General features: G+C 71.2%; 21 protein-coding genes, 1 tRNA gene and 1 pseudogene. 14 read left to right on the top strand and 9 right to left on the bottom strand.

The features are described 5' to 3' along the window. Window positions 1-95 precede the first annotated feature (95 nt). The gene (locus ACZ5D2_RS00945; RefSeq protein ID WP_468926690.1) at window positions 96-833 is read right to left on the bottom strand and encodes a DUF5324 family protein; all 738 of its coding nucleotides are present in this window, start codon (window positions 831-833) and stop codon (window positions 96-98) included. A 171-nt stretch (window positions 834-1,004) separates the two neighbouring features. On the opposite strand from ACZ5D2_RS00945, the gene ACZ5D2_RS00950 reads away from it, so the two are divergent. After that, window positions 1,005-1,532, top strand: coding sequence for a peptidylprolyl isomerase (locus ACZ5D2_RS00950; RefSeq protein ID WP_371681219.1), 528 nt, complete (start codon window positions 1,005-1,007; stop codon window positions 1,530-1,532). A 145-nt stretch (window positions 1,533-1,677) separates the two neighbouring features. Then, window positions 1,678-2,553: a rhomboid family intramembrane serine protease gene (locus tag ACZ5D2_RS00955; RefSeq protein ID WP_468926259.1), complete on the top strand. Its 876-nt coding sequence runs from the start codon at window positions 1,678-1,680 to the stop codon at window positions 2,551-2,553. Between the two features lie 117 nt (window positions 2,554-2,670). Here ACZ5D2_RS00955 and crgA read toward each other — a convergent pair whose 3' ends face one another. After that, a complete protein-coding gene (gene crgA, locus ACZ5D2_RS00960; protein WP_030225155.1) occupies window positions 2,671-2,925 on the bottom strand; it encodes a cell division protein CrgA in 255 nt (84 codons plus the stop codon). A gap of 91 nt (window positions 2,926-3,016) precedes the next feature. On the opposite strand from crgA, the gene ACZ5D2_RS00965 reads away from it, so the two are divergent. From ACZ5D2_RS00965 to ACZ5D2_RS00990, 6 genes and pseudogenes are all read left to right on the top strand, one after another. Further along, window positions 3,017-3,793 (top strand): DUF881 domain-containing protein, encoded by a 777-nt coding sequence (locus ACZ5D2_RS00965; protein WP_371677649.1) that lies wholly within the window; start codon window positions 3,017-3,019, stop codon window positions 3,791-3,793. Then, window positions 3,762-4,499 (top strand): class E sortase, encoded by a 738-nt coding sequence (locus tag ACZ5D2_RS00970; RefSeq protein ID WP_468926263.1) that lies wholly within the window; start codon window positions 3,762-3,764, stop codon window positions 4,497-4,499. The genes ACZ5D2_RS00965 and ACZ5D2_RS00970 overlap by 32 nt, the downstream gene beginning before the upstream one ends. 91 nt (window positions 4,500-4,590) lie before the next feature. Further along, the gene (locus ACZ5D2_RS00975; RefSeq protein WP_030225149.1) at window positions 4,591-4,767 is read left to right on the top strand and encodes a hypothetical protein; all 177 of its coding nucleotides are present in this window, start codon (window positions 4,591-4,593) and stop codon (window positions 4,765-4,767) included. Continuing rightward, window positions 4,764-5,402, top strand: coding sequence for an aminodeoxychorismate/anthranilate synthase component II (locus ACZ5D2_RS00980; protein ID WP_371677651.1), 639 nt, complete (start codon window positions 4,764-4,766; stop codon window positions 5,400-5,402). The genes ACZ5D2_RS00975 and ACZ5D2_RS00980 overlap by 4 nt, the downstream gene beginning before the upstream one ends. Before the next feature lie 146 nt (window positions 5,403-5,548). Next, window positions 5,549-6,232, top strand: a pseudogene (locus ACZ5D2_RS00985) (class E sortase); the annotation flags it as partial. Window positions 6,233-6,245: 13 nt separating this feature from the next. Continuing rightward, on the top strand, window positions 6,246-6,980 hold the full coding sequence (locus tag ACZ5D2_RS00990) for a class E sortase (RefSeq protein WP_371677652.1): 735 nt from the start codon (window positions 6,246-6,248) through the stop codon (window positions 6,978-6,980). An 83-nt stretch (window positions 6,981-7,063) separates the two neighbouring features. Here ACZ5D2_RS00990 and pknB read toward each other — a convergent pair whose 3' ends face one another. From pknB to ACZ5D2_RS01020, 6 genes are all read right to left on the bottom strand, one after another. After that, window positions 7,064-9,100, bottom strand: a complete 2,037-nt coding sequence (gene pknB / locus ACZ5D2_RS00995) for a Stk1 family PASTA domain-containing Ser/Thr kinase (protein WP_468926268.1) — start codon at window positions 9,098-9,100, stop codon at window positions 7,064-7,066. A 157-nt stretch (window positions 9,101-9,257) separates the two neighbouring features. Then, on the bottom strand, window positions 9,258-10,721 hold the full coding sequence (locus ACZ5D2_RS01000; protein WP_371677654.1) for a peptidoglycan D,D-transpeptidase FtsI family protein: 1,464 nt from the start codon (window positions 10,719-10,721) through the stop codon (window positions 9,258-9,260). Then, the gene (locus ACZ5D2_RS01005; RefSeq protein ID WP_371677655.1) at window positions 10,718-12,142 is read right to left on the bottom strand and encodes an FtsW/RodA/SpoVE family cell cycle protein; all 1,425 of its coding nucleotides are present in this window, start codon (window positions 12,140-12,142) and stop codon (window positions 10,718-10,720) included. The genes ACZ5D2_RS01000 and ACZ5D2_RS01005 overlap by 4 nt, the downstream gene beginning before the upstream one ends. Window positions 12,143-12,173: 31 nt before the next feature. Then, window positions 12,174-13,640 (bottom strand): PP2C family protein-serine/threonine phosphatase, encoded by a 1,467-nt coding sequence (locus ACZ5D2_RS01010; RefSeq protein WP_371677656.1) that lies wholly within the window; start codon window positions 13,638-13,640, stop codon window positions 12,174-12,176. A 147-nt stretch (window positions 13,641-13,787) separates the two neighbouring features. Continuing rightward, complete coding sequence (locus ACZ5D2_RS01015; protein WP_371677657.1) at window positions 13,788-14,285, bottom strand: FHA domain-containing protein FhaB/FipA; 498 nt, start codon at window positions 14,283-14,285, stop codon at window positions 13,788-13,790. A gap of 10 nt (window positions 14,286-14,295) precedes the next feature. After that, entirely contained in the window at window positions 14,296-15,105 is an 810-nt protein-coding gene (locus tag ACZ5D2_RS01020) for an FhaA domain-containing protein (protein WP_371677658.1), read from the bottom strand. 294 nt (window positions 15,106-15,399) lie between these two features. Between ACZ5D2_RS01020 and ACZ5D2_RS01025 the strand changes: the two genes are divergently transcribed. From ACZ5D2_RS01025 to ACZ5D2_RS01050, 6 genes are all read left to right on the top strand, one after another. Then, window positions 15,400-15,482, top strand: a tRNA-Leu gene (locus tag ACZ5D2_RS01025). Between the two features lie 184 nt (window positions 15,483-15,666). Beyond that, on the top strand, window positions 15,667-17,361 hold the full coding sequence (locus ACZ5D2_RS01030; protein ID WP_371677659.1) for a sensor histidine kinase: 1,695 nt from the start codon (window positions 15,667-15,669) through the stop codon (window positions 17,359-17,361). A 9-nt stretch (window positions 17,362-17,370) separates the two neighbouring features. After that, on the top strand, window positions 17,371-18,030 hold the full coding sequence (locus tag ACZ5D2_RS01035; RefSeq protein ID WP_371677660.1) for a response regulator: 660 nt from the start codon (window positions 17,371-17,373) through the stop codon (window positions 18,028-18,030). A gap of 68 nt (window positions 18,031-18,098) precedes the next feature. After that, the gene (locus ACZ5D2_RS01040; protein WP_468926276.1) at window positions 18,099-19,589 is read left to right on the top strand and encodes a DUF2252 domain-containing protein; all 1,491 of its coding nucleotides are present in this window, start codon (window positions 18,099-18,101) and stop codon (window positions 19,587-19,589) included. 172 nt (window positions 19,590-19,761) lie between these two features. Further along, on the top strand, window positions 19,762-20,592 hold the full coding sequence (locus tag ACZ5D2_RS01045) for a J domain-containing protein (RefSeq protein ID WP_371677662.1): 831 nt from the start codon (window positions 19,762-19,764) through the stop codon (window positions 20,590-20,592). Between the two features lie 59 nt (window positions 20,593-20,651). Continuing rightward, the gene (locus ACZ5D2_RS01050) at window positions 20,652-20,996 is read left to right on the top strand and encodes a rhodanese-like domain-containing protein (RefSeq protein WP_356216684.1); all 345 of its coding nucleotides are present in this window, start codon (window positions 20,652-20,654) and stop codon (window positions 20,994-20,996) included. Window positions 20,997-21,000: 4 nt separating this feature from the next. Here ACZ5D2_RS01050 and ACZ5D2_RS01055 read toward each other — a convergent pair whose 3' ends face one another. Continuing rightward, the gene (locus ACZ5D2_RS01055) at window positions 21,001-22,143 is read right to left on the bottom strand and encodes an acyl-CoA dehydrogenase family protein (RefSeq protein ID WP_371677663.1); all 1,143 of its coding nucleotides are present in this window, start codon (window positions 22,141-22,143) and stop codon (window positions 21,001-21,003) included. Between the last annotated feature and the right edge of the window lie 110 nt (window positions 22,144-22,253).

A 22,253-nucleotide genomic window follows, 5' to 3' on the forward strand; every position in this document is an offset into this window, starting at 1 on the left:
AGGACGCGGAAGGGGCCCGGATCCAGGTGGTGGATCCGGGCCCCTTCCGCGTGCCGGGCCGGTGCCGTCAGTGCCGTCAGCGCCGCCGTCTGCCGTCAGCGCCGCTCGTCGCCGTCGGAGCCGGTCGAGCCGTCGGAGCCGGTCGAGCCGGTCGAGCCGTTCGAGCCCGCCTGGGCCTCGCGCTCCTTCTCCAGCAGTTCGTCGTCGAAGCTGGCGGCTTCGGTGTCGCGGGAGAGCTCGGTGGCCGCCGGGGGCTCCACGAGCCAGTCCGGGTTCGACTGCCGGTCCCACCACTTCCACACCACGAAGGCGGCGCCCGCCACGAGGCCGACGAGCGCGACCCCGCGCAGCGTCCGGTGGCAGCGCGCCCGGCGCCGGTTGCGCCGGACCAGCCGGTGCACCTCCTTGGCCGACACCTGACCCCGCAGCGCGGCCAGCGCCGCCGTCGAGCGGGCCGCGGCCTCCTCGGCGACCGGCGTGGCCGCCGCCACGGCGCTCTCGAAACGGGGCTGCGTGTAGTCGGCGGCCTGGCGCGCCGCGCGGCGCGTCTGCTCGATCGCCTGGACCGCCGCCCGGTCGACGGGGGGCGGTACGTGGGCGCGCGCCGCCACCATGCGGGGATGCAGGTGGGTGTCGTAGGCCGTGCGCGCGTGGAGCGAGGCCTGGCCGGCCGCGTACGAGACCTTCGGCGCCAGCCGCTCGTTCGCCTCGTGCGCGTAGTGCACGGCGGCGTCCCTCGCGGTCTCTGCGTACGGCGCCACCACTTCCGCTGCGTGCCTCACGGTGTCCTTGGCGCTCTCGGCGGCCAGGCGCACGCTGTCCTTGCGGGTCACGGGATCCTCCTCCTCGGTGGCGGACACGGTTCACCTTTCCACCCTTTGTCGGATCATGCCTGCCATAGCGCCGCCGGGCATGCGTGACAGGGCATACGGGTGGAGGATTTCTGTGCGCTGCCCTCCGTGGGAGGATCGGGACCGACAGTGATGACTATGGAAGGCAGACCCGTGGCCGAGAAGCTCTACGCCACCCTGAAGACCAACCACGGCGACATCGAGATCGAGCTGCTGGAGAACTTCGCGCCCAAGACCGTCCGCAACTTCGTGGAGCTGGCCACGGGCGCCCGTGAGTGGACCCGTCCCACCGACGGCCAGAAGACCACCGCTCCGCTCTACGACGGCACCGTCTTCCACCGCGTCATCAGCGGATTCATGATCCAGGGCGGCGACCCGCTCGGCAACGGAACCGGGGGGCCTGGCTACCGGTTCGCCGACGAGTTCCACCCCGACCTGGCCTTCACCAAGCCCTACCTGCTCGCGATGGCCAACGCCGGCCCGGGCACCAACGGCTCGCAGTTCTTCATCACGGTCGCGCCCACCGCCTGGCTGACCCGCAAGCACACCATCTTCGGCGAGGTGACCGACCCCGCCAGCCAGAAGGTCGTGGACAAGATCGCGGCGGGCGCCACCAACCCGCGCACCGAGCGCCCCGTGGACGACGTGATCATTCAGTCGGTCATCGTGGAGAAGCGCTGACCACGGAGAGGCGCTGACCCCTCCCGTCGGCCGGCGCGGTCCGCGCGGCCCCGGGAACCTTTGCGCCCCGCCCGTCCGTCCTGGTTGTGTACCCGGACCGGCGGGGCACCTCCCGCGCCGGCCGCGCCGCCGATCGAGGGGACCGATGGACACCGACCGTCTGCCGGGCTGCTACCGCCACCCGGACCGCGACACGGGCATCACCTGCACCCGCTGCGACCGCCCGGTCTGCCCCGAGTGCAGGGTGAGCGCCGCGGTCGGCTTCCAGTGCGTGGAGTGCGTCCGCGGGAGGTCCGGCACCGGGCACGCCCCCGCGGCGAATGCCCCGCGCACCCTCGCGGGCGGCCGGGTCGCGGCCGATCCCCAGCTCGTCACCAAGATCCTGATCGGGATCAACGTGGCCGTCCTCCTGGCCACGTACGCCGTACCGGGACTGGCGGTCCAGCTGGAGCTGCTCGGCCGCTACGTCGAGTACTACGGGGCCCCGCTGGAGGGGATCTCCACGGGCCAGTACCACCGGCTGCTGACCTCGGTGTTCCTGCACGTCGAGTGGTGGCACATCTTCAGCAACATGCTGGCCCTGTGGGTGATCGGCGGCCCGCTGGAGGCAGCCCTGGGGCGGGCCCGCTACCTCGCCCTCTACCTGCTGTCGGGGCTGGGCGGCAGCGCCCTCGTCTACCTGCTGACCGCGCCGAACACGCCGACCCTCGGCGCCTCGGGCGCCATCTGCGGGCTCCTCGGCGCCACCGTGGTCCTCGCCCGCCGAATGCGCTACGAGATGCGGCCGGTGCTGATCACGCTCGGGCTGATGCTCCTGATCACCTTCGTGCCGCTGGGCGGCAGCCTGTCGGTGTCCTGGCAGGCGCACATCGGCGGCCTGGTGACCGGCGCACTGGTGGCGCTGGGCATGCTGGCTCCCGCCACCGGCAGGAAGCGCATACTGGTACAGGCGGTCACCTGCGCGGCTGTGTTCCTGGTGGCCGTGGCGCTGGTCATGGTCCGGACGGCCGAACTCACCTGATCACACCGGCGTCAACTCTCCACAGAGTTATCCACAGATCTTCTGTCTTTTCCTCAGGTGTGGATGACGCTGTGGATAACTCCTGGGGAGAGCTTGCGCCGCGGCTCTATCCGCGCATTACTTCCACTGCGTGGAGACACCGAATCCGGCAGCGATAAATCCGAAACCGACCACGATGTTCCAATTGCCCAGGGCCTCGACGGGCAGCTGGGTGTCGGTCACGTAGAAGACGACGATCCACGCGAGACCGATGAGGAAGAACGCCAGCATGACCGGGGCGACCCAGCTGCGGTTCGTCAGCCTGATCGTCTGCGCCTGCTTCGCCGGCGGCGGCGTGTAGTCGTCCTTCTTGCGGATACGTGACTTCGGCACGAGGGGCTCTCCTGTCGATGGGCTGGGGACCTGGCCTGCCCCGGGCGTCCGTTAGCGTAGTGGACCTGTGGCGTTGAAGGAGAAGGGTACGTTGAGCGAATCCGACGACTCCTCCGCGGGTCCCCGTCGCCGGACCGGGGTGGCCCGGCTGCTGACGGCCGCCGTCTTCGCCCTGGCAGGCCTCATCTTCGTCACCAGTTTCAACACGTCCAAGGGTACGAACATCCGGACGGACGCATCACTGCTGAAGCTGTCCGACCTCATCCACGAGCGCAGCGCCAACAACGCCGAGCTGGAGAAGACCGCCGCGCTCGCGCGCGACCGGGTGGACGCCCTCGCCGAACGCGATGACGGCAGCACCAAGGCCGAGGACGCCAAGCTGGCCGCCCTGCGCACCGCCGCGGGCACCGAGGAGCTCTCCGGCAAGGGCCTGAGCGTCACCCTCAACGACGCGCCGCCGAACGCCACCGCGCGTGTCCCGGGCGTCCCCGAGCCCCAGCCCAACGACCTGGTCATCCACCAGCAGGACCTCCAGGCCGTGGTGAACGCCCTGTGGCAGGGCGGCGCCGAGGGCATCGAGGTCATGGGCCAGCGGCTGATCTCCACCAGCGCGGTGCGTTGCGTGGGCAACACCCTGATCCTCCAGGGCCGGGTCTACTCGCCCCCGTACAAGGTGTCGGCCGTCGGCGACCCGGGCGCGTTGCGCAAGGCCCTCGCGGCCTCCCCCGCCCTGCAGAACTACCAGCTGTACGTCAACGCGTACGGGCTCGGCTGGAAAGTGGACGAGGACAAGAGGCTGACACTGCCGGGGTACTCCGGCACAGTGGACCTCCACTATGCGAAGCCGCTGGAGTCCGCCGCGCCCTGACGTCGTACTGCGCCTGGTGGTACGGACGTTCAGCGAGGTGTGCCTGACGGCCGGGACGCTGATCGTGCTGTTCGTGGCCTACGTGCTGCTGTGGACCGGGGTCAAGGCCGACCGGGCCATGGAGGGCGAGCGGGACCGGCTGCGCGACCGCTGGGCGGCCGCGGCCCCCGCGGCCGCCCCGGCCCCGCGGCCCTCCGGGGCGCCCCCGCAGCAGGCCGCGAAGCCGCGGCCCCGGCCCGCCGGGCAGGCCTTCGCCGAGATGTACGTGCCCCGCTTCGGCCCGGACTGGAGCAAGCCGGTGCTGGAGGGCACGGACCCCGGCGTGCTGAAGAAGGGCCTCGGCCACTACCCGGGCACGGCCGGCCCCGGGGACGACGGCAACTTCGCCGTGGCCGGGCACCGGCGCACCTACGGAGACCCCTTCAAGGACGTCCCGGAGCTCCGTCCGGGCGACGAGGTGATCGTCCGCGACGCCACCCACCGGTACACGTACACCGTCCGCTCCGCACCGCTGCGCACCCTGCCCACCGAGGTCGCGGTCGTCGACCCGGTGCCCGCGCGGTCCCCCTTCACCGCCGCGGGCAAATACCTGACGCTGACCACCTGCGATCCCGAATGGGGCCACAGCCACCGGCTGGTCGTCTGGGCGGAACTCACCGGAACCGGGCCCGCCGCGCCCGGCGGAGCGGAGGGATTGCCCAGGTGACCCCCAACGGCGGGGTCCGGGCCTTTAGGCTGTTGCGGTACCGCCCCCGCGGTGCGTGGAACGATCGTGGACGACGAAGGAAACAGACGGAATGTACGGCTGGATCTGGCGGCACCTGCCGGGCAACGCGTGGGTTCGCGCGCTGATCTCTCTCGTACTGATCCTGGCGGTGGTTTTCGTACTGTTCCAGTACGTATTCCCGTGGGCCGAGCCGCTGCTTCCGTTCAACGACGTGACGGTGGACGAGGGATCGGGAGCGACTCCGTGAGCGCGCGCATTCTGGTTGTCGACAATTACGACAGCTTTGTCTTCAATCTGGTCCAGTACCTCTATCAGCTCGGCGCCGAATGCGAGGTGCTGCGCAACGACGAGGTCGAGCTCGCACACGCGCAGGACGGCTTCGACGGCGTGCTGCTCTCGCCGGGGCCGGGCACGCCGGAGGAGGCGGGCGTCTGCGTCGACATGGTCCGGCACTGCGCGGACACGGGCGTCCCGGTCTTCGGCGTCTGCCTCGGCATGCAGTCCATGGCCGTCGCCTACGGCGGCGTGGTGGGCCGGGCCCCCGAGCTGCTGCACGGCAAGACCTCGCCGGTGGTCCACGAGGGCCTCGGCGTCTTCGCCGGACTGCCGTCGCCCTTCACCGCCACCCGGTACCACTCGCTGGCCGCCGAACCGATGACCCTGCCGGACGCGCTGGAGGTCACCGCGCGGACCGAGGACGGGATCATCATGGGCCTGCGGCACCGGGAGCACGACGTCGAGGGCGTGCAGTTCCACCCCGAGTCGGTACTGACCGAGTGGGGCCACCGGATGCTCGCGAACTGGCTCGTACGCTGCGGGGACGCCGGAGCGGTCGAGCGGTCGGTGGGGCTGGCCCCGGTGGTGGGCAAGGCCGTCGCGTGACGACGGTCGCGCCGTCCGCGCCCGCCGAGGGCCGGGCCGCGCGGCGCAAGGCGGACCGGGAGGCCGCGAAGCGCTCGCACGCGCGGGCACGCAAACGGGGAGGGCGGGGACGGCGGCGCGCCCGCCCCCGCTCCGGCGGCCCGGTGGTGGTGCTGAGCCGGGCGGCCGGTGAGCTGTTCATCACGGTGGGCCTGGTGATGCTGCTGTTCGTGACCTACCAGCTCTGGTACACCAACCTGCTCGCCGAACGGACGGCCAACGGGGCCGCCGGCTCGCTGCGGCACACCTGGGAGCAGGCCCCGGGAGCGGGGACCCCCTCGGCGCCGCCGGTGGCGGCCTTCGAGCCCGGACAGGGCTTCGCGATCCTCCACATCCCCAAGCTGGACCTCAAGGTCCCGGTGGCGGAGGGGATCAGCAAGGCGAAGGTGCTGGACCGGGGCATGGTCGGCCACTACGGCGAGGGCGTGCTCAAGACGGCCATGCCGGCCGACAAGCAGGGCAACTTCGCCGTCGCAGGCCACCGCAACACCCACGGTGAACCGTTCCGCTACATCAACAAGCTCGTGCCGGGTGACCCGATCGTGGTGGAGACGAGGGACGCGTACTACACGTACGAGATGACCTCGGTGCTCCCGCAGACCTCCCCGGCGAACGTCTCGGTGATCAAGCCGGTCCCGGAGGGATCCGGATTCACCGCACCGGGCCGGTACATCACGCTGACCACCTGCACCCCCGAGTTCACGAGCACCTACCGGATGATCGTATGGGGCAGGATGATCGACGAACGCCCGCGCAGCCAGGGCGTTCCGCCCGCGCTGACCAGCCCGTAAGGACGAACCCGCAGTGTCTCGTGCCCGCCGCCGCTCCGCACCGCCGCCTGCCGACCGCAGTGTGACCGCAGGGTTCCTGAGCCTGCTGGGAGAGCTCCTGATCACGGTGGGCCTGGTCCTGGGCCTGTTCGTGGCCTACTCGCTGTGGTGGACCAACGTCCTCGCGGACCGGCAGGCCTCGGCCCGGGGCGACCAGGTCCGCCGGCAGTGGCAGTCGGCCCCCGCGCAGGCCCCGAACGCGCCCGCCCAGCCGGGAGCCCTCGACACCGGGGACGGCATCGGCTTCCTGCACGTGCCGTCGATGGACAACGGCGAGGTGCTGGTCAAGCCGGGCACCGCCCCCGACGTGCTCAACGACGGTGTCGCCGGCTACTACACGGATCCGGTGAAGTCGGCCCTGCCCTGGGACGACAAGGGCAACTTCGCGCTCGCCGCGCACCGTGACGGGCACGGGGCGAAGTTCCACAACATCGACAAGGTGAAGGACGGCGACGCGGTCGTCTTTGAGACCCGGGACACCTGGTACGTCTACAAGGTCTTCGCCGAGCTGCGCCAGACCTCGAAGTACAACGTGGACGTGATCAACCCGGTCCCGAAGGAATCGGGGAAGACCGCTCCGGGCCGGTACATCACGCTGACGACCTGCACCCCGGTCTACACCTCGAAGTACCGCTACATCGTCTGGGGCGAGCTGGTGCGCACGGAGAAGGTGGACGAGAAGCGCACGCCGCCGGCGGAGCTGCGCTGACCGGGGGGGATCCGCGTCCCCTGCGCGAAACGGGAACAGGCCCGGCCCCCCATCGGGGGCCGGGCCTGTTCGCGTGCGCTCCGCTAGCGGCGGCCGCCGGTGAAGCCGCCGATGAAGCCTCCGCCGTCGTTGTTGCCGTCCTGGGCCTTCGGGGCGGTGCGGACGTTGATCACGGTGCCGCCCGGCACCTGGGTGCCGACGGGCGGGTTGGAGTCGATGATCACCGCGTTGTCGTCGGTCGCGCCCGCCAGTACCGCGCCGAAGACCAGGTTGCTCGCCTGGAGCGTCAGCTTGGCCTGGGCCACCGTCTGACCCGTCAGCGCGGGCACCACCGTCGGCGTCGCGGCGGCGGCCTTGGAGATGCTGACGTTGACCGGGGTGTCCTTCGCCAGCTCCGTGCCCGGCGCGTACTGCTGCTGGACGACCGTCTTCGGCGGGGCTCCCGGGGAGTCGACCTCCGTGGTGCTGCCCAGCTTGAGCTTCACGGCCTGGAGGGCCTTGGCGGCCTCCTCCTTCGTCTTGCCGGAGAGGTCGGGCACGAGGCCCTTCGCGACCTCCTTGGCGACGGTGAGGGTGATCACCGAGCCCTGCTCGGCCTGGCTGCCGCTCTTCGGGTTCTGGTCCGTCACGGTGCCGGGGGTGGCGGCGTCGGACTCGACGAGCTTCTTCTCGACCTGGAACTTCTTGCCCTTGAGGGCCGAATCGGCGTCCTCGAACTTCAGCCGCAGGACGTCGGGGACCGCCACCTTGGGCGCGCCCGAGGAGACCTTGACCTTGACGGCCGTGCCCTTGTCGACCTTGGTGTCGGCGGCCGGGTTCTGCGAGCAGACGGTGCCCTTGGGCTGGTCCTCGCAGGGTTCCTCGGCCTCCTTCTCCACCGTGAGACCCATGCTCTTGCCGCTCTGCTGCGCCGATTCGAAGGTCTGGCCGACCAGCTTGGGCACGGCGGGGCGGTTGTCCACGCTGGAGTCGAAGAGGGTCCGGCCGATCAGGATCGCGCCGACCAGCACGAGGACGCCGGCGAGGACCAGCAGGACCGTCGAGGCCCGGCTCTTCTTCTGCTGGCGCCGGCCGTGGCCCTGGTCGTAGCCGCCGTGGCCTTGGTCCCCGTACCCGTATCCGCCGTCGCCCCCGGGGGGCATCGGCGGGAGCATCGAGGTCTGGCCCGCGTCGGGGGAGCGCAGCGCGGTGGTGGCCTGGTCCTGGCCCTGGTGTCCGTAGCCGCCCTGGTCGGGGTAGCCGTAGCCGGCCGCTCCCATGGAGGCGGTGGCGGCCACGGGCTGGCCTTCGAGGCAGGCCTCGATGTCGGCCCGCATCTCGTCGGCGGACTGGTAGCGGTAGTCGGGGTCCTTGACCAGGGCCTTGAGGACGATGGCGTCCATCACGGGCGTGATCTCGGGGTCGAAGTTCGACGGCGGCTGGGGCTCTTCGCGCACGTGCTGGTACGCGACGGCCACCGGCGAGTCGCCGACGAACGGCGGCCGGACGCAGAGCAGCTCGTAGAGCAGGCAGCCGGCGGAGTACAGGTCGGAGCGCGCGTCGACCTGCTCGCCCTTGGCCTGCTCCGGGGAGAGGTACTGGGCGGTGCCGATCACGGCGGCCGTCTGCGTCATCGTCATGCCGGAGTCGCCCATGGCGCGGGCGATGCCGAAGTCCATGACCTTGACCTGACCGGTGCGGGTCAGCATGACGTTGGCGGGCTTGATGTCGCGGTGCACGATGCCGGCGCGGTGCGAGTACTCCAGCGCCTGCAGGATGCCGATGCACATTTCGAGGGTGCGCTCGGGCAGCAGCTTGCGGCCCGAGTGCAGCAGCTCGCGCAGGGTCGAGCCGTCGACGTACTCCATCACGATGTACGGGATGGAGATGTTGTCGACGTAGTCCTCGCCGGTGTCGTACACGGCGACGATCGCCGGGTGGTTCAGCGACGCCGCCGACTGGGCCTCGCGGCGGAACCGGGCCTGGAAGGACGGGTCGCGGGCGAGGTCGGCGCGCAGGGTCTTGACGGCGACGGTACGGCCGAGCCGGGTGTCGTGACCGAGGTAGACCTCGGCCATGCCACCACGGCCGAGCACGTGGCTCAGCTCGTACCGGCCGCCGAGGCGACGCGGCTCTTCCATAACGTTTGCAGCCCTCTCCGTCAGTCCCGACCGCACCCGTGTGTGGTCCGGCGGTGTGCTGTTCGCGGCAAGGCTACCGGCCGATCGTCGGTGATCGGTTCGTGACCACAGGCTGATATCGGACCGGTACCGAGCGCTCGGATCCTGTCTCCGCTTCTCATCCCTTGTTCTTCAGTACGGCTTCCATGACCGCCTTGGCGACCGGGGCCGCCAGGCCGCCACCGGTGATGTCCTCGCGGTCGGCGGCGCTGTCCTCGATGACGACGGCCACGGCGACCGGGGAGGTTCCGTCGGGGTTCTCGGCGTAGGAGATGAACCAGGCGTAGGGGCGCTTGGCGTTCTTCTCGCCGTGCTGGGCGGTGCCGGTCTTGCCGCCGACGGTGACGCCCTTGATCTTGGCGGTGGTGCCGGTGCCGTTCTCGACGACGTTGACCATCATCTGCTGGATCTTCTGCGCGTTCGCGGCGGAGACCGGGCGGCTCATCTCCTGCGGCTCGTGCTTCTCGATCGTGTCGAGGTTCGGCGCGGTCAGCTGCTCGACCATGTACGGCTTCATCAGCTTGCCGTCGTTGGCGATGGCCGCGGTGACCATGGCCATCTGCAGCGGGGTGGCGGCGGTGTTGAACTGGCCGATGGAGCTCTGGGCGTTGCCGTCCTTGCCCATGGTCTTGTCGTAGACGCTCGCGAAGGCGCGGACCGGGATGTCGATCTTGTCGTTGTTGAAGCCGAACTTCTGGGCGGTCTCGACCATCTTGTCGCGGCCGACCTTGTCGCCCATGTTCGCGAAGACGGAGTTGCAGGAGACCTGGAGCGCGAAGTTCAGCGTCGCCTTCTCGCAGCCGCTCGCGTGGTTGACCATCGGGGTCTTGGTGCCCGGCAGGATGTACGGCTCGGGGGTGTCCGTGGGGGCGTTGATGTCGCTCACCACGCCGTTCTCCAGCGCGGCCGCGGCCGTGACCACCTTGAAGGTGGAGCCCGGCGGGTAGGTCTCGCGCAGGGCGCGGTTGACGAGGTTCTTGTCCTCGCTGTCCTTCAGCGCGACCCAGGCCTTCTCGTCGGTCTTGGAGTTGCCGGCGAAGGTGGACGGGTCGTACGAGGGGGTGCTGACCAGGGCCAGGATGGCGCCGGTGCGCGGGTCGATCGCGGCGACGGCGCCCTTCTTGGTGCCCAGCTTCTCGTAGGCGGCCTTCTGGGCCGCGGCGTTCAGGGTGGTGACGACGTTGCCGCCCTGCTTCTTCTCGCCGGTGAACATGCCGATGGTGCGGTCGAAGAAGAGCCGGTCGTCGTTGCCGGTGAGGATGCCGTCGTCGAGGGACTCCAGCTGCGTGGAGCCGTAGGCCTGCGAGGCGTAGCCGGTGACGGGCGCCCACAGGGGGCCGTCGAGGTACGTCCGCTTGTACTTGTAGTCGCTGCCGTCCGTCACGGCGGAGCCGGTGATGGGCTGGCCCTGGACGATGATGTTGCCGCGTTCGGTGGCGTACTGGGCGATCTGGACCCGGCGGTTCTCCTTGCGGGTGCTGAGGTCCTCGGCCTGGACGTACTGCAGCCAGTTGGTCCGGATCAGCAGGGCGAGGACGAGCAGCCCGCAGAACAGCGAGATGCGGCGCAGGGGCTTGTTCATGACGGGCGGACCACCTGGGTCATCTCGGAGTCGGGGGACGGGGCGGGAGCCGGGGCAGGTCGGCGTGCGGTGTCGCTGATCCGGATGAGGATGGCGATGAGCACCCAGTTCGCGAGGACGGACGAGCCGCCGGAGGCGAGGAAGGGCATGGTCATGCCGGTGAGGGGGATGAGGCCCATGACTCCGCCGGCGACGACGAAGATCTGCAGGCTGAAGGCGCCGGAGAGCCCGATGGCGAAGAGCTTGCCGAAGGGGTCGCGGGCGGCGAGGGCGGTGCGGACGCCCCGCTCGATGATCAGCCCGTAGAGCAGGAGGAAGGCCATGACGCCGGTGAGGCCGAGTTCCTCGCCGACGGTGGAGAAGATGAAGTCGGAGTTGGCGGCGAAGCCGATGAGGTCGGAGTTGCCCTGGCCCCAGCCGGTGCCGAGGACCCCGCCGGAACCGAAGCTCATGATCGACTGGCCGACCTGCTCACAGGCGCCGGAGGTGGTGTAGCAGGCGAAGGGGTCGAGCCAGGCGGTGACGCGGACCTTGACGTGGCTGGCGAAGGTGCCGACGACCACGGCGCCGCCGACCGACATCAGCAGGCCGATGACGATCCAGCTGGTGCGCTCGGTGGCCACGTACAGCATGATCACGAACATGCCGAAGAAGAGCAGCGAGGTGCCGAGGTCGTTCTCGAAGACGAGGACGAGCAGGCTCATCGCCCAGATCATCAGGATCGGGCCGAGGTCACGGCCGCGGGGCAGGTAGAGGCCCATGAAGCGGCGGCTGGCCAGGGCCAGGGCGTCGCGCTTCACCATCAGGTAGCCGGCGAAGAAGATGGCGATGACGATCTTGGCGAACTCACCGGGCTGGATGGAGAAGCCGCCGACGCTGATCCAGATCTTGGCGCCGAAGACGTCCGCGCCCAGACCCGGGACGACGGGCAGGATCAGCAGGATCAGCGCGCCCGCCATGGAGATGTACGTGAACCGCTGGAGCACGCGGTGGTCCTTGAGGACCAGCAGCACGACCGCGAACAGGGCGAGGGCCAGCCCCGTGTACATCATCTGCCGCGGCGCCGACTCCGAGAAGGTGCCGAAGCTGCGCTTGGCGAGCGTCCGCAGCCGCTCGGACTGGTCGAGCCGCCAGATCAGGACGACGCCCAGGCCGTTGAGCAGGGTGGCGATCGGCAGCAGCAGCGGGTCTGCGTACTTGGCGTAGCGCCGTACGACGAGGTGGCCGATGCCGGCGAGGACGGCGAAGCCGAGCCCGTAGAGGAACATGCCCGGGGGCAGCTCGCCGTGGATCGCCAGGCCCACGTTGGCGTAGGCGAAGATCGGGATGACCACGGCGAAGGCGAGCAGCAGGAGCTCGGTGTTCCGCCGGCTCGGCGCCTCGATGGCGCCGATGGTGGTCGTGTTGGTGACAACGCTCATGGTGTGGCAGGCCCCCTGTGCCCGCGTATGTCTACTGCTTTTCGCACTGGCCGACGAGAGCTTGCTCCGCGGGAGTCAGGCTGGGGCCGGGCGTCTGGTTGTTCTGCGCTTCCGCGGCGCGGCGGGCTTCGTCCTTCTTGCAGGCGGACACCTGGGTGGCGAGATCGTCGATCTTCTTGCGGGCCCCGTCGACGCTGCCTTCGCTGATCGTCGTCTCGACCTGCTTGCGCTTGAAGGACGGCAGGTACTTCAGTTCGATCTCGGGGTGATCCGTCTCCACCTGCGAGAGGTGGATCCAGGCCAGGTTCTGGCTGATGCCGCGGTAGAGCGCGACGTGGTCACCCTTGACGCCGACGTAGTACTGGGTCTGCGTCCAGCGGTGCGCGGCGTAGAGCCCGCCGCCGACGACACCGGCCACCAGCAGCAGGATCAGCGTGCGCGTGGTCCACTTGCGCCCTTTGCTGCGGCGCCTGCGGGGGTGGTCGTACGTGTCCTCGTACGGGGCCTCCGCCTCGTAGCCCTCGGGTTCGCCGAAGCTGCCGTATGCGCCGCCGCCCTGGCCCTGGCCCTGGTCGGGGTAGCCGTAGCCGGGGGCCTCGCCGCTGCCGGGCGGGCCGAAGGAGCCCGCCGGCGGCGGGGCCTGGCGGCCGAGGCCCGAGGCCCGGCCGGCCGGGGTCTGCATGGCGTTGCCGTCGAAGAGCTGGTGCTGGTTCTCGGCGACCGCGCCGATGACGACAGGGGTGTCGCTCAGCTGGGCGGCGAGGGTGTCGCCGCTGTCGGTGTCGAGGACGTCCGCGACGATGCAGGTGATGTTGTCCGGGCCACCGCCGCGCAGGGCGAGCTGGATCAGCGTCTGCACGGTCTCGTGCGGGCCGTGGTAGTCGGCGAGGGTCTCTTCCAGGGTCTGGTGGGAGACCACGCCGGAGAGGCCGTCGGAGCAGATCAGGTAGCGGTCGCCGGCCCGGACCTCCCGGATGGAGAGGTCGGGTTCCACGACGTCACCGCTGCCGAGCGCCCGCATCAGCAGGGAGCGCTGCGGGTGCGTGGTGGCTTCCTCTTCGGTGATCCGGCCCTCGTCGACGAGGCGCTGGACCCAGGTGTGGTCCTGCGTGATCTGGGTGAGGACGCCGTCGCGCAGGAGGTAGGCGCGGGAGTCTCCGACGTGGACGAGGCCGAGCCTGCGGCCCGTCCACAGGAGGGCGGTGAGCGTGGTGCCCATGCCTTCGAGCTGGGGGTCCTCCTCGACCATGACGCGCAGCTGGTCGTTGGCCCGCTGCACGGCGCTGCCGAGGGCGGTGAGGATGTCGGAACCCGGGACGTCGTCGTCGAGCTGCACGAGGGAGGAGATGACCTCGGAGCTGGCGACCTCGCCGGCTGCCTGGCCGCCCATGCCGTCGGCGACGGCGAGGAGCCGGGGGCCGGCGTAGCCGGAGTCCTCGTTGCCCTCGCGGATCATCCCCTTGTGCGATCCGGCGGCGAACCGCAGGGACAGACTCATGCGCACCTGCCCTGTCGACGATGCCTCGGGGTACAACCGGTCTCGACGAGCCACACTGCCCACCCTCCGGTCGGGAGCGCGCGCGGGTCCGGGTCCCCGGTGGGACGGACCGCCGCGGCTCGCTCGCTCCGCTCGCTCATTCTCGTACTACTTCCGCAGCTCGATGACGGTCTTGCCGATGCGGATCGGGGCGCCCGGCGGAATGGGCGTCGGGGTGGTCAGCCTGGTCCGGTCGAGATAGGTGCCGTTCGTGGACCCGAGGTCCTCGACGATCCACTGGCCGTCACGGTCCGGGTAGATCCTGGCATGCCTGCTGGAGGCGTAGTCGTCGTCCAGCACGATCGTCGAGTCGTGGGCGCGGCCCAGCGTGATCGTCTGGCCGGCGAGCGCCACCGTGGTTCCCGTGAGGGTGCCCTCGGAGACGACCAGCTTGGTCGGCGCACCGCGGCGCTGGCGCTGCTGCGGGGGCGCGGACTGCCGCCCCGGCTGCGGCGGAGCGGCGGTCGCGCCGCTGCGGCGCGAGCCGCGCTGCGTGACTCTCGTACCGAAGAGATCACTGCGGATGACCTGAACGGCCACGATGACGAACAGCCACAGAACGGCCAGGAAACCCAACCGCATGACCGTCAGGGTCAGCTCTGACATTGCCCCCGCTTCACCCTTCGGCTTGCCGGTAAATGATGGTGGTGCTGCCCACGACGATCCGCGAGCCGTCGCGGAGCGTAGCGCGGGTGGTGTGCTGCCCGTCCACCACGATGCCGTTGGTGGACCCGAGATCCTGGATCGTCGGGGGTGTTCCGGTCCGGATCTCACAGTGCCGGCGCGAGACGCCGGGGTCGTCGATCCGCACATCGGCCTCGGTGCTGCGGCCGAGTACGAGCGTGGGGCGCGAGATCTGGTGGCGGGTGCCGTTGATCTCGATCCAACGCCGGGTGGTGCCCGGTGCGCCGGAGGGTACGGGACCCCCGCCGGCGCGTGCGCCCGGTCCGCCCGGAGGCGGTCCGGACGGCATGGGCGGGGCGGCGACCGGCGGGTAGCCGTAACCGCCCTGCTGCTGGCCCTGGGGGGCCTGCGGCGCGTCTTGGGAGGTGCTGGAGGCGAGGGTGCGACTGCGGACACGGTACAGACCGGTGTCGAGGTCGTCCGCCTTCTCCAGGTGGACCTTGATGGGGCCCATGAAGCTGTAGCGCTGCTGCTTGGCGTAGTCGCGGACGAGGCCCGCGAGCTCGTCGCCGAGCTGGCCGGAGTACGGGCTCAGGCGCTCGTAGTCGCCCGCGCTGAGCTCAACGATGAAGTCGTTGGGCACGACGGTCCGCTCGCGGTTCCAGATGGTGGCGTTGTTGTCGCACTCCCGCTGGAGGGCTCCGGCGATCTCCACCGGCTGGACCTCGGACTTGAACACCTTGGCGAAGGTGCCGTTCACCAGACCTTCGAGTCGCTGCTCGAACCGCTTCAGAACTCCCATGGGGCACCTCCTCCGTCGCTGTCGCCCTGTACTGCTTACTGATCGTATCCACGCGTGGCGGATTCGGCTGGTTCCCCTCCGGTCCCGTGTACAGGAGTGTTGGTACTCACAAGGGATCGTAGGGGCGCTCCAGGGACAGTGTCCCGCACCCGGAGGGGACTCCGGGAGGGGCCGGTCCCGGAGGGTGCGAGGGGGGTCCGGGAAAGGGATGTGAATCCACCCCGGATGACGTGCTAATCTTTCGTTCGTCGCCAGGGGAACGGCCCGAAAGGGAAGTCCACTGGGGAGCCGCTCGGGCGAGTGGCGGAACGGCAGACGCGCTGGCTTCAGGTGCCAGTGTCCTTCGGGACGTGGGGGTTCAAATCCCCCCTCGCCCACATCGGGAGAACCCCCGCTTCGGAGAAATCCGGAGCGGGGGTTCTTCGTTGTGCCCGCGGCCGGTGCGTCGGCACCCGAGGACGTGACGGGCACCGCCGCGCACCGCGGCGGCCGACTTTCGTCGGGAACGGGGCGACGAAAGTGGACGGACGGGGGCGCGGATCGGTGTCTAGGGTCGGTCGGGTGGATGCCAAGGCGGTAATACGGGCGGGCCGGGACTGGCTGAAGGGGGCCGAGCCCTGGTCGGGTCGCGCCTTCGCGGGGGACCTGACGATCGCCGCCGTACTGTCCCTGCTCGGTCTGGGCATCGACGAACTCAGCAACAGCTCCGGCCAGAAGATGGTCCTCGGAGTGGTGGCCATCGTGGCGCTGGTGCTGCTGCGGCGCAGGCTGCCGGCGGCCACCCTGGTGCTGGGGGCGGCGGCGAGCGCCTTCCTGCCCGGTGTGCTCCTCGTGACGATCGTGCTGGGCTGGTCGGCGGGCCGGCGGATCGTCGGCGTGGGGCGGGCCCTGGCGGCCTTCGTGCTGGCCTTCCTCGCCGAGGTCGGCCTCGGCCTGTACGACCAGTGGGCCCAGACGCGGCCGCTGCTGATCGTGGTCTTCTCCACCCTGCTGTTCCTGGCGGCGACCGTCATGCCCGGTCTGGCCAGCCGGTACTGGTACCAGCGCCGGACGCTGCTCAGCGCGCTCCAGGAGCGCAACGACCAACTGCTGCGCGAGCGGACGATGGTGGCCGGGCAGGCCCGGCTGCGGGAGCGTCAGCGGATCGCCCAGGACATGCACGACAGCCTGGGTCACCAGCTGGCGCTGATCTCGGTGCACACCGGGGCGCTGGAGGTGGACCCCGCGCTGACCGACCGCCAGCGCGAGGCCGTCGGGGTGCTGCGGCAGGCCTCCGTCGCGGCGATGCACGAGCTGCGCGAGGTCGTCGGGATCCTGCGGGACGGGGTGGAGGCGCCGCCCGTGGTGGAGGAGGCCCAGCCGGCGGCGCGGGGGGTCGCCGGGATCGCGGGCATCGTGGAGGCGGCCCGGGCCGCGGGGACCGACGTACGGCTCGCCACGGCGGGCCGGCCCCGGCCGCTGGTCGCGGCCTGCGACCACGCGGCGTACCGGATCGTGCAGGAGGCGCTGACCAACGCCTACAAGCACGCGCCCGGGTCGGTGATCACCGTGGAGCTGCGCTACGAGGACGACTCGCTGGTCGTGGAGATCGCCAACGGTCCGGCGGCCGCCCCGGGGCCCGGCGAGGTGATTTCCGGCGGGCAGGGGCTGACGGGGCTGCGGGAACGGGCCAGGCTGGTCGGCGGCATGGTGCACGCGGGCGCGGCCGAGGGCGGTGGCTTTCGGGTGGCCGGTGTGCTGCCGTACGGGACGGAGCCGGCCGGGGCGGCCGAGGAGGACGTGGCCGACGACTTCGGGCAGCGCTCCCAGGCCCGTGCCTGGGTACGGCGCACCGCGCCGCCGATGGACTGGGCGGCGGTGGACCGCGAACTGGCCGTGCCGGTACGCAGCCGGACCGGGGGCGTCGCATTGGGCTGCGGGATAGCCGTCGCGGCGGTGGTGCTGCTGATCATCGTGCTGGGGGCCGGGATGACCCTGCTGCTGGGCACCGTGAACAAGGCGATGATCAGCAGGGAGGAGTACGACTCCGTCAGCGTGGGCGACGCGGAGAAGTCCGTCCGCGACCGGCTGCCGGACGGGGACAGCGTGCTGACGTCGGGCCTGGACCGCAAGGGGCCGCCCCCGCCGGAGGGCACGGTCTGTCTGGCCCTGCTGTCGACGGAGGACTCGTCGGAGTTCACCAACGACTCCGTTTTCCGGTTCTGCTTCCGGGGCGGCAAGCTCGTGGAGAAGCAGGCGTACGAGGTCAAGCAGTAGGAGCGCGGGGTGACAGCCAAGGTGATCCGAGTGGTGATCGCTGACGACGAGCCGCTGATCCGGGCCGGGATCAGGATGATCCTGACGTCGGCGCCGGACATCGAGGTCGTCGCGGAGGGGGCCAACGGCCGGGAGGCGGTGGAGCTGGCCCGCTCGCACGCCCCGGACGTGATGCTCCTGGACATCCAGATGCCCGTGATGGACGGACTGACCGCGCTGGGCGAGCTGGGGCGGGCGGCACCGGGCGTGCGGGCGCTGATCCTGACCACCTTCGGGGAGAAGGAGAACGTGCTGCGGGCCCTCGGCGAGGGCGGTGCGGGCTTCCTGCTGAAGGACTCGGCGCCGGGCGAGCTGATCGGAGCGGTCCGGGCGGCCGCGGCCGGGGACGCCTACCTCTCCCCCGGCGCGACCCGGCACGTCGTGGACCAGCTGGCCACCGGGCGGGCCGCCGGGCGCGGCGAGGCGGCCCGGCGGCGGGTGGCCGGGCTGAGCGAGCGCGAGCGCGGTGTGCTGGCGCTGCTGGGCGAGGGGCTGTCCAACGCGGACGCGGGCCGCCGGCTGCACATGAGCGAGGCGACGGTGAAGACGTACGTGAGCCGGATCCTGGCCAAGCTGGAGTGCGAGAACCGGGTTCAGGCGGCCCTGCTGGCCAGGGACGCCGGGCTCTAGGTACCGTTCGGGCCGACTTGATCGGCGACCGAGGCCGATGGGGCGCGAACAGTGCGGGGGCAGCGCGGATGGTGACGGTACCGAAGCAGCAGACGGCGGACGCGGTGAACGCGGTGAACGCGGCGTACGCGGCGGACGCGGGTGGTGCGGCCGGTGCGGCGGCGGGGCGGGGCGGCGGGCGGATACCCCGCGTCGAGGGCTTCGGGTCGAGGGCCGTGCCGGGCTCGCAGAAGGAGGCCGGGAAGGCGCTGCGGGCGCGGGTGCCGCGGGCGGCCCACGCGCACTTCGAGGCTCCCGCCGGGCGCCCCGACGCGGTGCGCGCGGTGGAGGAGTCCAACGTCGGCCGCGTCGACGAACTGACCCCGATACGCGTGGGCCGGATGGCCGCCAACCCCTTCGCCTTCCTGCGCGGAGCGGCCGGCCTGATGGCCCACGACCTGTCCGGCGGGCCGGTCACCGGGGTGGGCGCGCAGCTCTGCGGCGACGCGCACGCGGCCAACTTCGGTCTCTACGGGGACGCGCGCGGGCGCCTCGTCATGGACCTCAACGACTTCGACGAGACCGTGTTCGGCCCCTGGGAGTGGGACGTCAAGCGGCTGGCGGCCTCCCTGGTGCTCGCCGGGCGGGTGGCCGGAGCGGACGAGGACACCTGCCGGGCGGCCGCCCGGGACGCGGTGGGTGCCTACCGGCGGACCATGCGGCTGCTGGCCAAGCTGCCGGCCCTGGACGCCTGGAACGCCATCGCCGACGAGGAACTCGTCTCGCACACCGATGCCCGCGATCTGTTGGGCACGCTGGAACGGGTCTCGGAGAAGGCCCGCAACAACACCTCCGCCCGGTTCGCCGCCAAGTCGACCGAGGCCGGGGAGGACGGCGCCCGCCGCTTCGTGGACGCGCTGCCCGTGCTGCGCCGGGTCGGCGACGGTGAGGCCGCGGCCGTGGCCGCCTCCCTGGGCCCGTACCTGAAGACCCTCTCGGGGGACCGGCTGCCGCTGCTGGCCCGGTACGCGGTCCAGGACGTGGCGTTCCGGGTCGTGGGCACCGGGAGCGTGGGCACCCGGTCGTACGTGGTGCTGCTGCAGGACCACCGGGGTGAGCCGCTGGTGCTCCAGGTGAAGGAGGCGCGGCCGTCGGTGCTGCTGCCGTACCTGCCGGGGCTGGGCTTCCACGCGCCGCGGGAGGAGCACGAGGGCCGCCGGGTGGTGGCCGGGCAGAAGATGATGCAGGTGGTCTCCGACATCCTGCTGGGCTGGACCACGGTGGAGGGCCGGCCCTTCCAGGTCCGCCAGTTCCGCAACCGCAAGGGCAGCGTGGACCCGGCGGCGCTGGCCGTCGACCAGATCGACGACTACGGCCGGATGACCGGCGCCCTGCTGGCGCGGGCGCACGCCCACAGCGCGGATCCGCGGGTGCTGGCCGGGTACTGCGGCAAGAACGAGGAACTGGACGAGGCCGTCGCCACGTTCGCGGTGGCCTACGCCGATCGCAGCGAGGCCGACCACGCGGACCTGGTGGCCGCGGTGAGGGCGGGCCGGATAGCGGCGGAGTTCGGGGTCTGAGGTTCTGAAGTCCCGGCTGAGGGGCTGAGGGCCGGCTCGGGTGCGCCGTGGTTCAGGTGGGCTGTGTTCACGAGGGCCGTGTTCACCAGGCCGTGTTTGACGTGAGCCGTGTTTCACGTGAGCTGTGTTTCACGTGAAACATGGCGCCCCGCGCTGGCCGTAGGCTGGCCGGGTGAGCGAGCAGAGCGAGCAGACAGTTCCCGAAGAGCCCGGCGCCTCCGGTGACGAGCGGCCCGAGGCGCGGCTCGACCGGGCCGTGCGGGCCGCCGAGCAGGCGCTGATCGAGTTCGAGATCGCCGTGGAGACCTTCCGGGTGGAGGTCGAGAACTTCTCCCGGCTCCACCACCAGAAGCTCGGCCCGATGTACTCGCGGCTGGACGAGCTGGACGCGCTGATCGCGGAGGCGAAGGCGGCCCGCAGCGGTGACCCCGAGGACCTGCGGCTGGCGCGGGAGGCGCGGGCGCTGGTCATGCCGATGCCCGGGGTGGAGGAGCTCTTCCACGACTGGCTGGACTCGGACGGCATCTCCGACGACGCGTCCGCGATGCTGACCGACCGGTCCGTGAAGCCGCCGGAGCGGGTACGGCCCTCGGAGGAGGTGCGCCGGCTGTACCGGGAGCTGGTCCGCCGGGCGCACCCGGACCTGGCCCAGGACGAGGAGGAGCGGGCCCGCCGGGACGCCTTCATCGTGCGGGTCAACGCCGCGTACGGGCGGGGCGAGGAAGGGCTGCTGCGGGAGCTGGCCGAGGAGTGGGCGGCGGGGCCCGCGCCGCAGGCCGCGCGGCCGAGCGAGAGCGAGGAGCTCTACGCCCGGCTGGAGTGGCTGGCGCGTCGCAAGGAAATGCTGTCGATGGTGGCCGGGGAGCTGGAGGACAGCGCGATCGGGGCGATGCTGCGGATGGCGCCCGACGACCCCGACCGGCTGCTGGAGGAGATCGCGGAGCAGCTGCTCGCGCAGGTCTCCGAGCGCGAGGCGGAGCTGGCGGCCTTCGGGACCCTCTAGCGGTGTACGGGGTCCTATAGGTTGGCGGGCGAGACCCGCGAAGAGAGAAGGCGACAGTTATGAACCTCGGACCGCTTCCCTCGGTGGACGCCGCCTCGGTGCCGGCCGAAGGCTTTGTCCTGGACGTCCGTGAGGACGACGAATGGGCGGCCGGGCACGTCGAGGGTGCGCTGCACATCCCGATGAGCGACTTCGTCGCCCGCTTCGGCGAGCTGACCGAGGCCATCGAGGACGGCCGCCGGGTCCACGTGATGTGCCGGGTCGGCGGGCGCTCCGCGCAGGTGACCCAGTACCTGGTGCGCCAGGAGATCGACGCCGTGAACGTCGACGGCGGGATGCAGGCGTGGGACGGCGCGGGGCGCCCGATGGTGACGGACAGCGGGAACCCGGCCTTCGTGCTCTAGGCCGTCACGCGAGGGGGTGGGCGGCCAGCAGGTCGCCCAGTGCCTCCTCGTGCGCGGCGGCCGGACCCAGCTGGAGCTCCAGCTGCTTGGCCCAGGCGTGGTAGCGGTGCAGTGCGTAGTCGGTGTCGGCGCCGAAGCCGCCGTGGAGGTGTTGCGCGGTCTGTACGACCCGGCGCACGCCCTCCGAGGCCCAGATCTTGGCGACGGCGACATCGCCGGAGGCGGGCAACGGGCCGCCCGCACCGTCGGTCGCCGCGTCCAGCCGCCAGGCGGCCTGCCAGAGGGTGACCTCCATGGCGCGCAGGTCGATGTAGCGGTCGGCGGCCTGGACCGCGACGGCCTGGAAGGTGGCGACCGGGAAGCCGAACTGTTCGCGCTTGCTCGTGTACCGGCCGGTCATGGCGAGCACGTTCTCGCCGAGTCCCAGGGCGAGGGCGCAGGTGCCGGTGGCCAGGATCCGGTGGAGCCGGTCCCAGGCTCCCGGGGCGTCGATCAGATGGGCGGCGGGGACCCGGACCCCGTCCAGGGTGAGTTCGGCGAGGCGTTCCCCACTGGTGGAGTATTGGTCGGCGAGCGTGAGCCCCTCGGTGACGCGCGGGACGAGCGCGAGGAGGGCCTCGCCGCCCCCGCCGTGGGCGGGTACCGCGATCCAGTCGGCGCTGTGGGCCCACGGGACGGAGGTCTGGACCCCGTCCAGGATCCATGTGCCGTCCTCGCGGCGGGCGGTGACGGCCAGTTCGGCAGGATCGTGGCCGGTGCGGCCGTGGGCGGCGACGGTCAGTACGAGCGAGCCGCGCCCGGCGTCGGCCAGCAGGGCGGCGGCCAGTTCGGGGCCGCCGTGGGCCTGGACGGCCATGGCCGTGGCGCAGTGCTCCAGCAGCGGAACCCGGGCCAGCACCCTGCCCGCCTCCCGCAGGACGAGGCACAGGGCGATGACGTCCAGGCCGGCCCCCCCGTGTTCCTCGGCGAGGACGAGGCCCAGCAGGTCGGAGCCGGCCAGTTTGGCCCACAGGGGCCGGTCGAACTCCTCCGCGACGGCGCCCGGTGTGAGCGCGGGGCTGGGCACGCGGTCGGGGGCGACGTCCGCGAAGACGGCCTTCGCCGCCTCGACCGCGGCCTGCTGTTCCTCGGTGAAGGTGAAGTCCACTGCCTGTCCTCCCGCGCGCACCGGATCCCGGTCGTGTCCGTTCAGATCTGACGGTGCGTCAAGATAGAACACGGCGTGGGAAAAACACAGCCCGGTGAGGGATCCGGAGG

Source organism: Streptomyces sp. NPDC031479 (genome assembly GCF_055581065.1).

What these genes read in the sequence shown, in the direction of transcription:
- ACZ5D2_RS01050 (WP_356216684.1), top strand. Translation starts at nt 20,652, where the DNA reads ATGAACCTCGGACCGCTTCCCTCGGTGGACGCCGCCTCGGTGCCGGCC.
- ACZ5D2_RS01020 (WP_371677658.1), bottom strand. Translation starts at nt 15,105, where the DNA reads ATGGGAGTTCTGAAGCGGTTCGAGCAGCGACTCGAAGGTCTGGTGAAC.
- ACZ5D2_RS01015 (WP_371677657.1), bottom strand. Translation starts at nt 14,285, where the DNA reads ATGTCAGAGCTGACCCTGACGGTCATGCGGTTGGGTTTCCTGGCCGTT.
- ACZ5D2_RS00970 (WP_468926263.1), top strand. Translation starts at nt 3,762, where the DNA reads ATGCGAAGCCGCTGGAGTCCGCCGCGCCCTGACGTCGTACTGCGCCTG.
- ACZ5D2_RS01010 (WP_371677656.1), bottom strand. Translation starts at nt 13,640, where the DNA reads ATGAGTCTGTCCCTGCGGTTCGCCGCCGGATCGCACAAGGGGATGATC.
- ACZ5D2_RS00955 (WP_468926259.1), top strand. Translation starts at nt 1,678, where the DNA reads ATGGACACCGACCGTCTGCCGGGCTGCTACCGCCACCCGGACCGCGAC.
- ACZ5D2_RS01040 (WP_468926276.1), top strand. Translation starts at nt 18,099, where the DNA reads ATGGTGACGGTACCGAAGCAGCAGACGGCGGACGCGGTGAACGCGGTG.
- ACZ5D2_RS01000 (WP_371677654.1), bottom strand. Translation starts at nt 10,721, where the DNA reads ATGAACAAGCCCCTGCGCCGCATCTCGCTGTTCTGCGGGCTGCTCGTC.
- ACZ5D2_RS01005 (WP_371677655.1), bottom strand. Translation starts at nt 12,142, where the DNA reads ATGAGCGTTGTCACCAACACGACCACCATCGGCGCCATCGAGGCGCCG.
- pknB (WP_468926268.1), bottom strand. Translation starts at nt 9,100, where the DNA reads ATGGAAGAGCCGCGTCGCCTCGGCGGCCGGTACGAGCTGAGCCACGTG.
- ACZ5D2_RS00975 (WP_030225149.1), top strand. Translation starts at nt 4,591, where the DNA reads ATGTACGGCTGGATCTGGCGGCACCTGCCGGGCAACGCGTGGGTTCGC.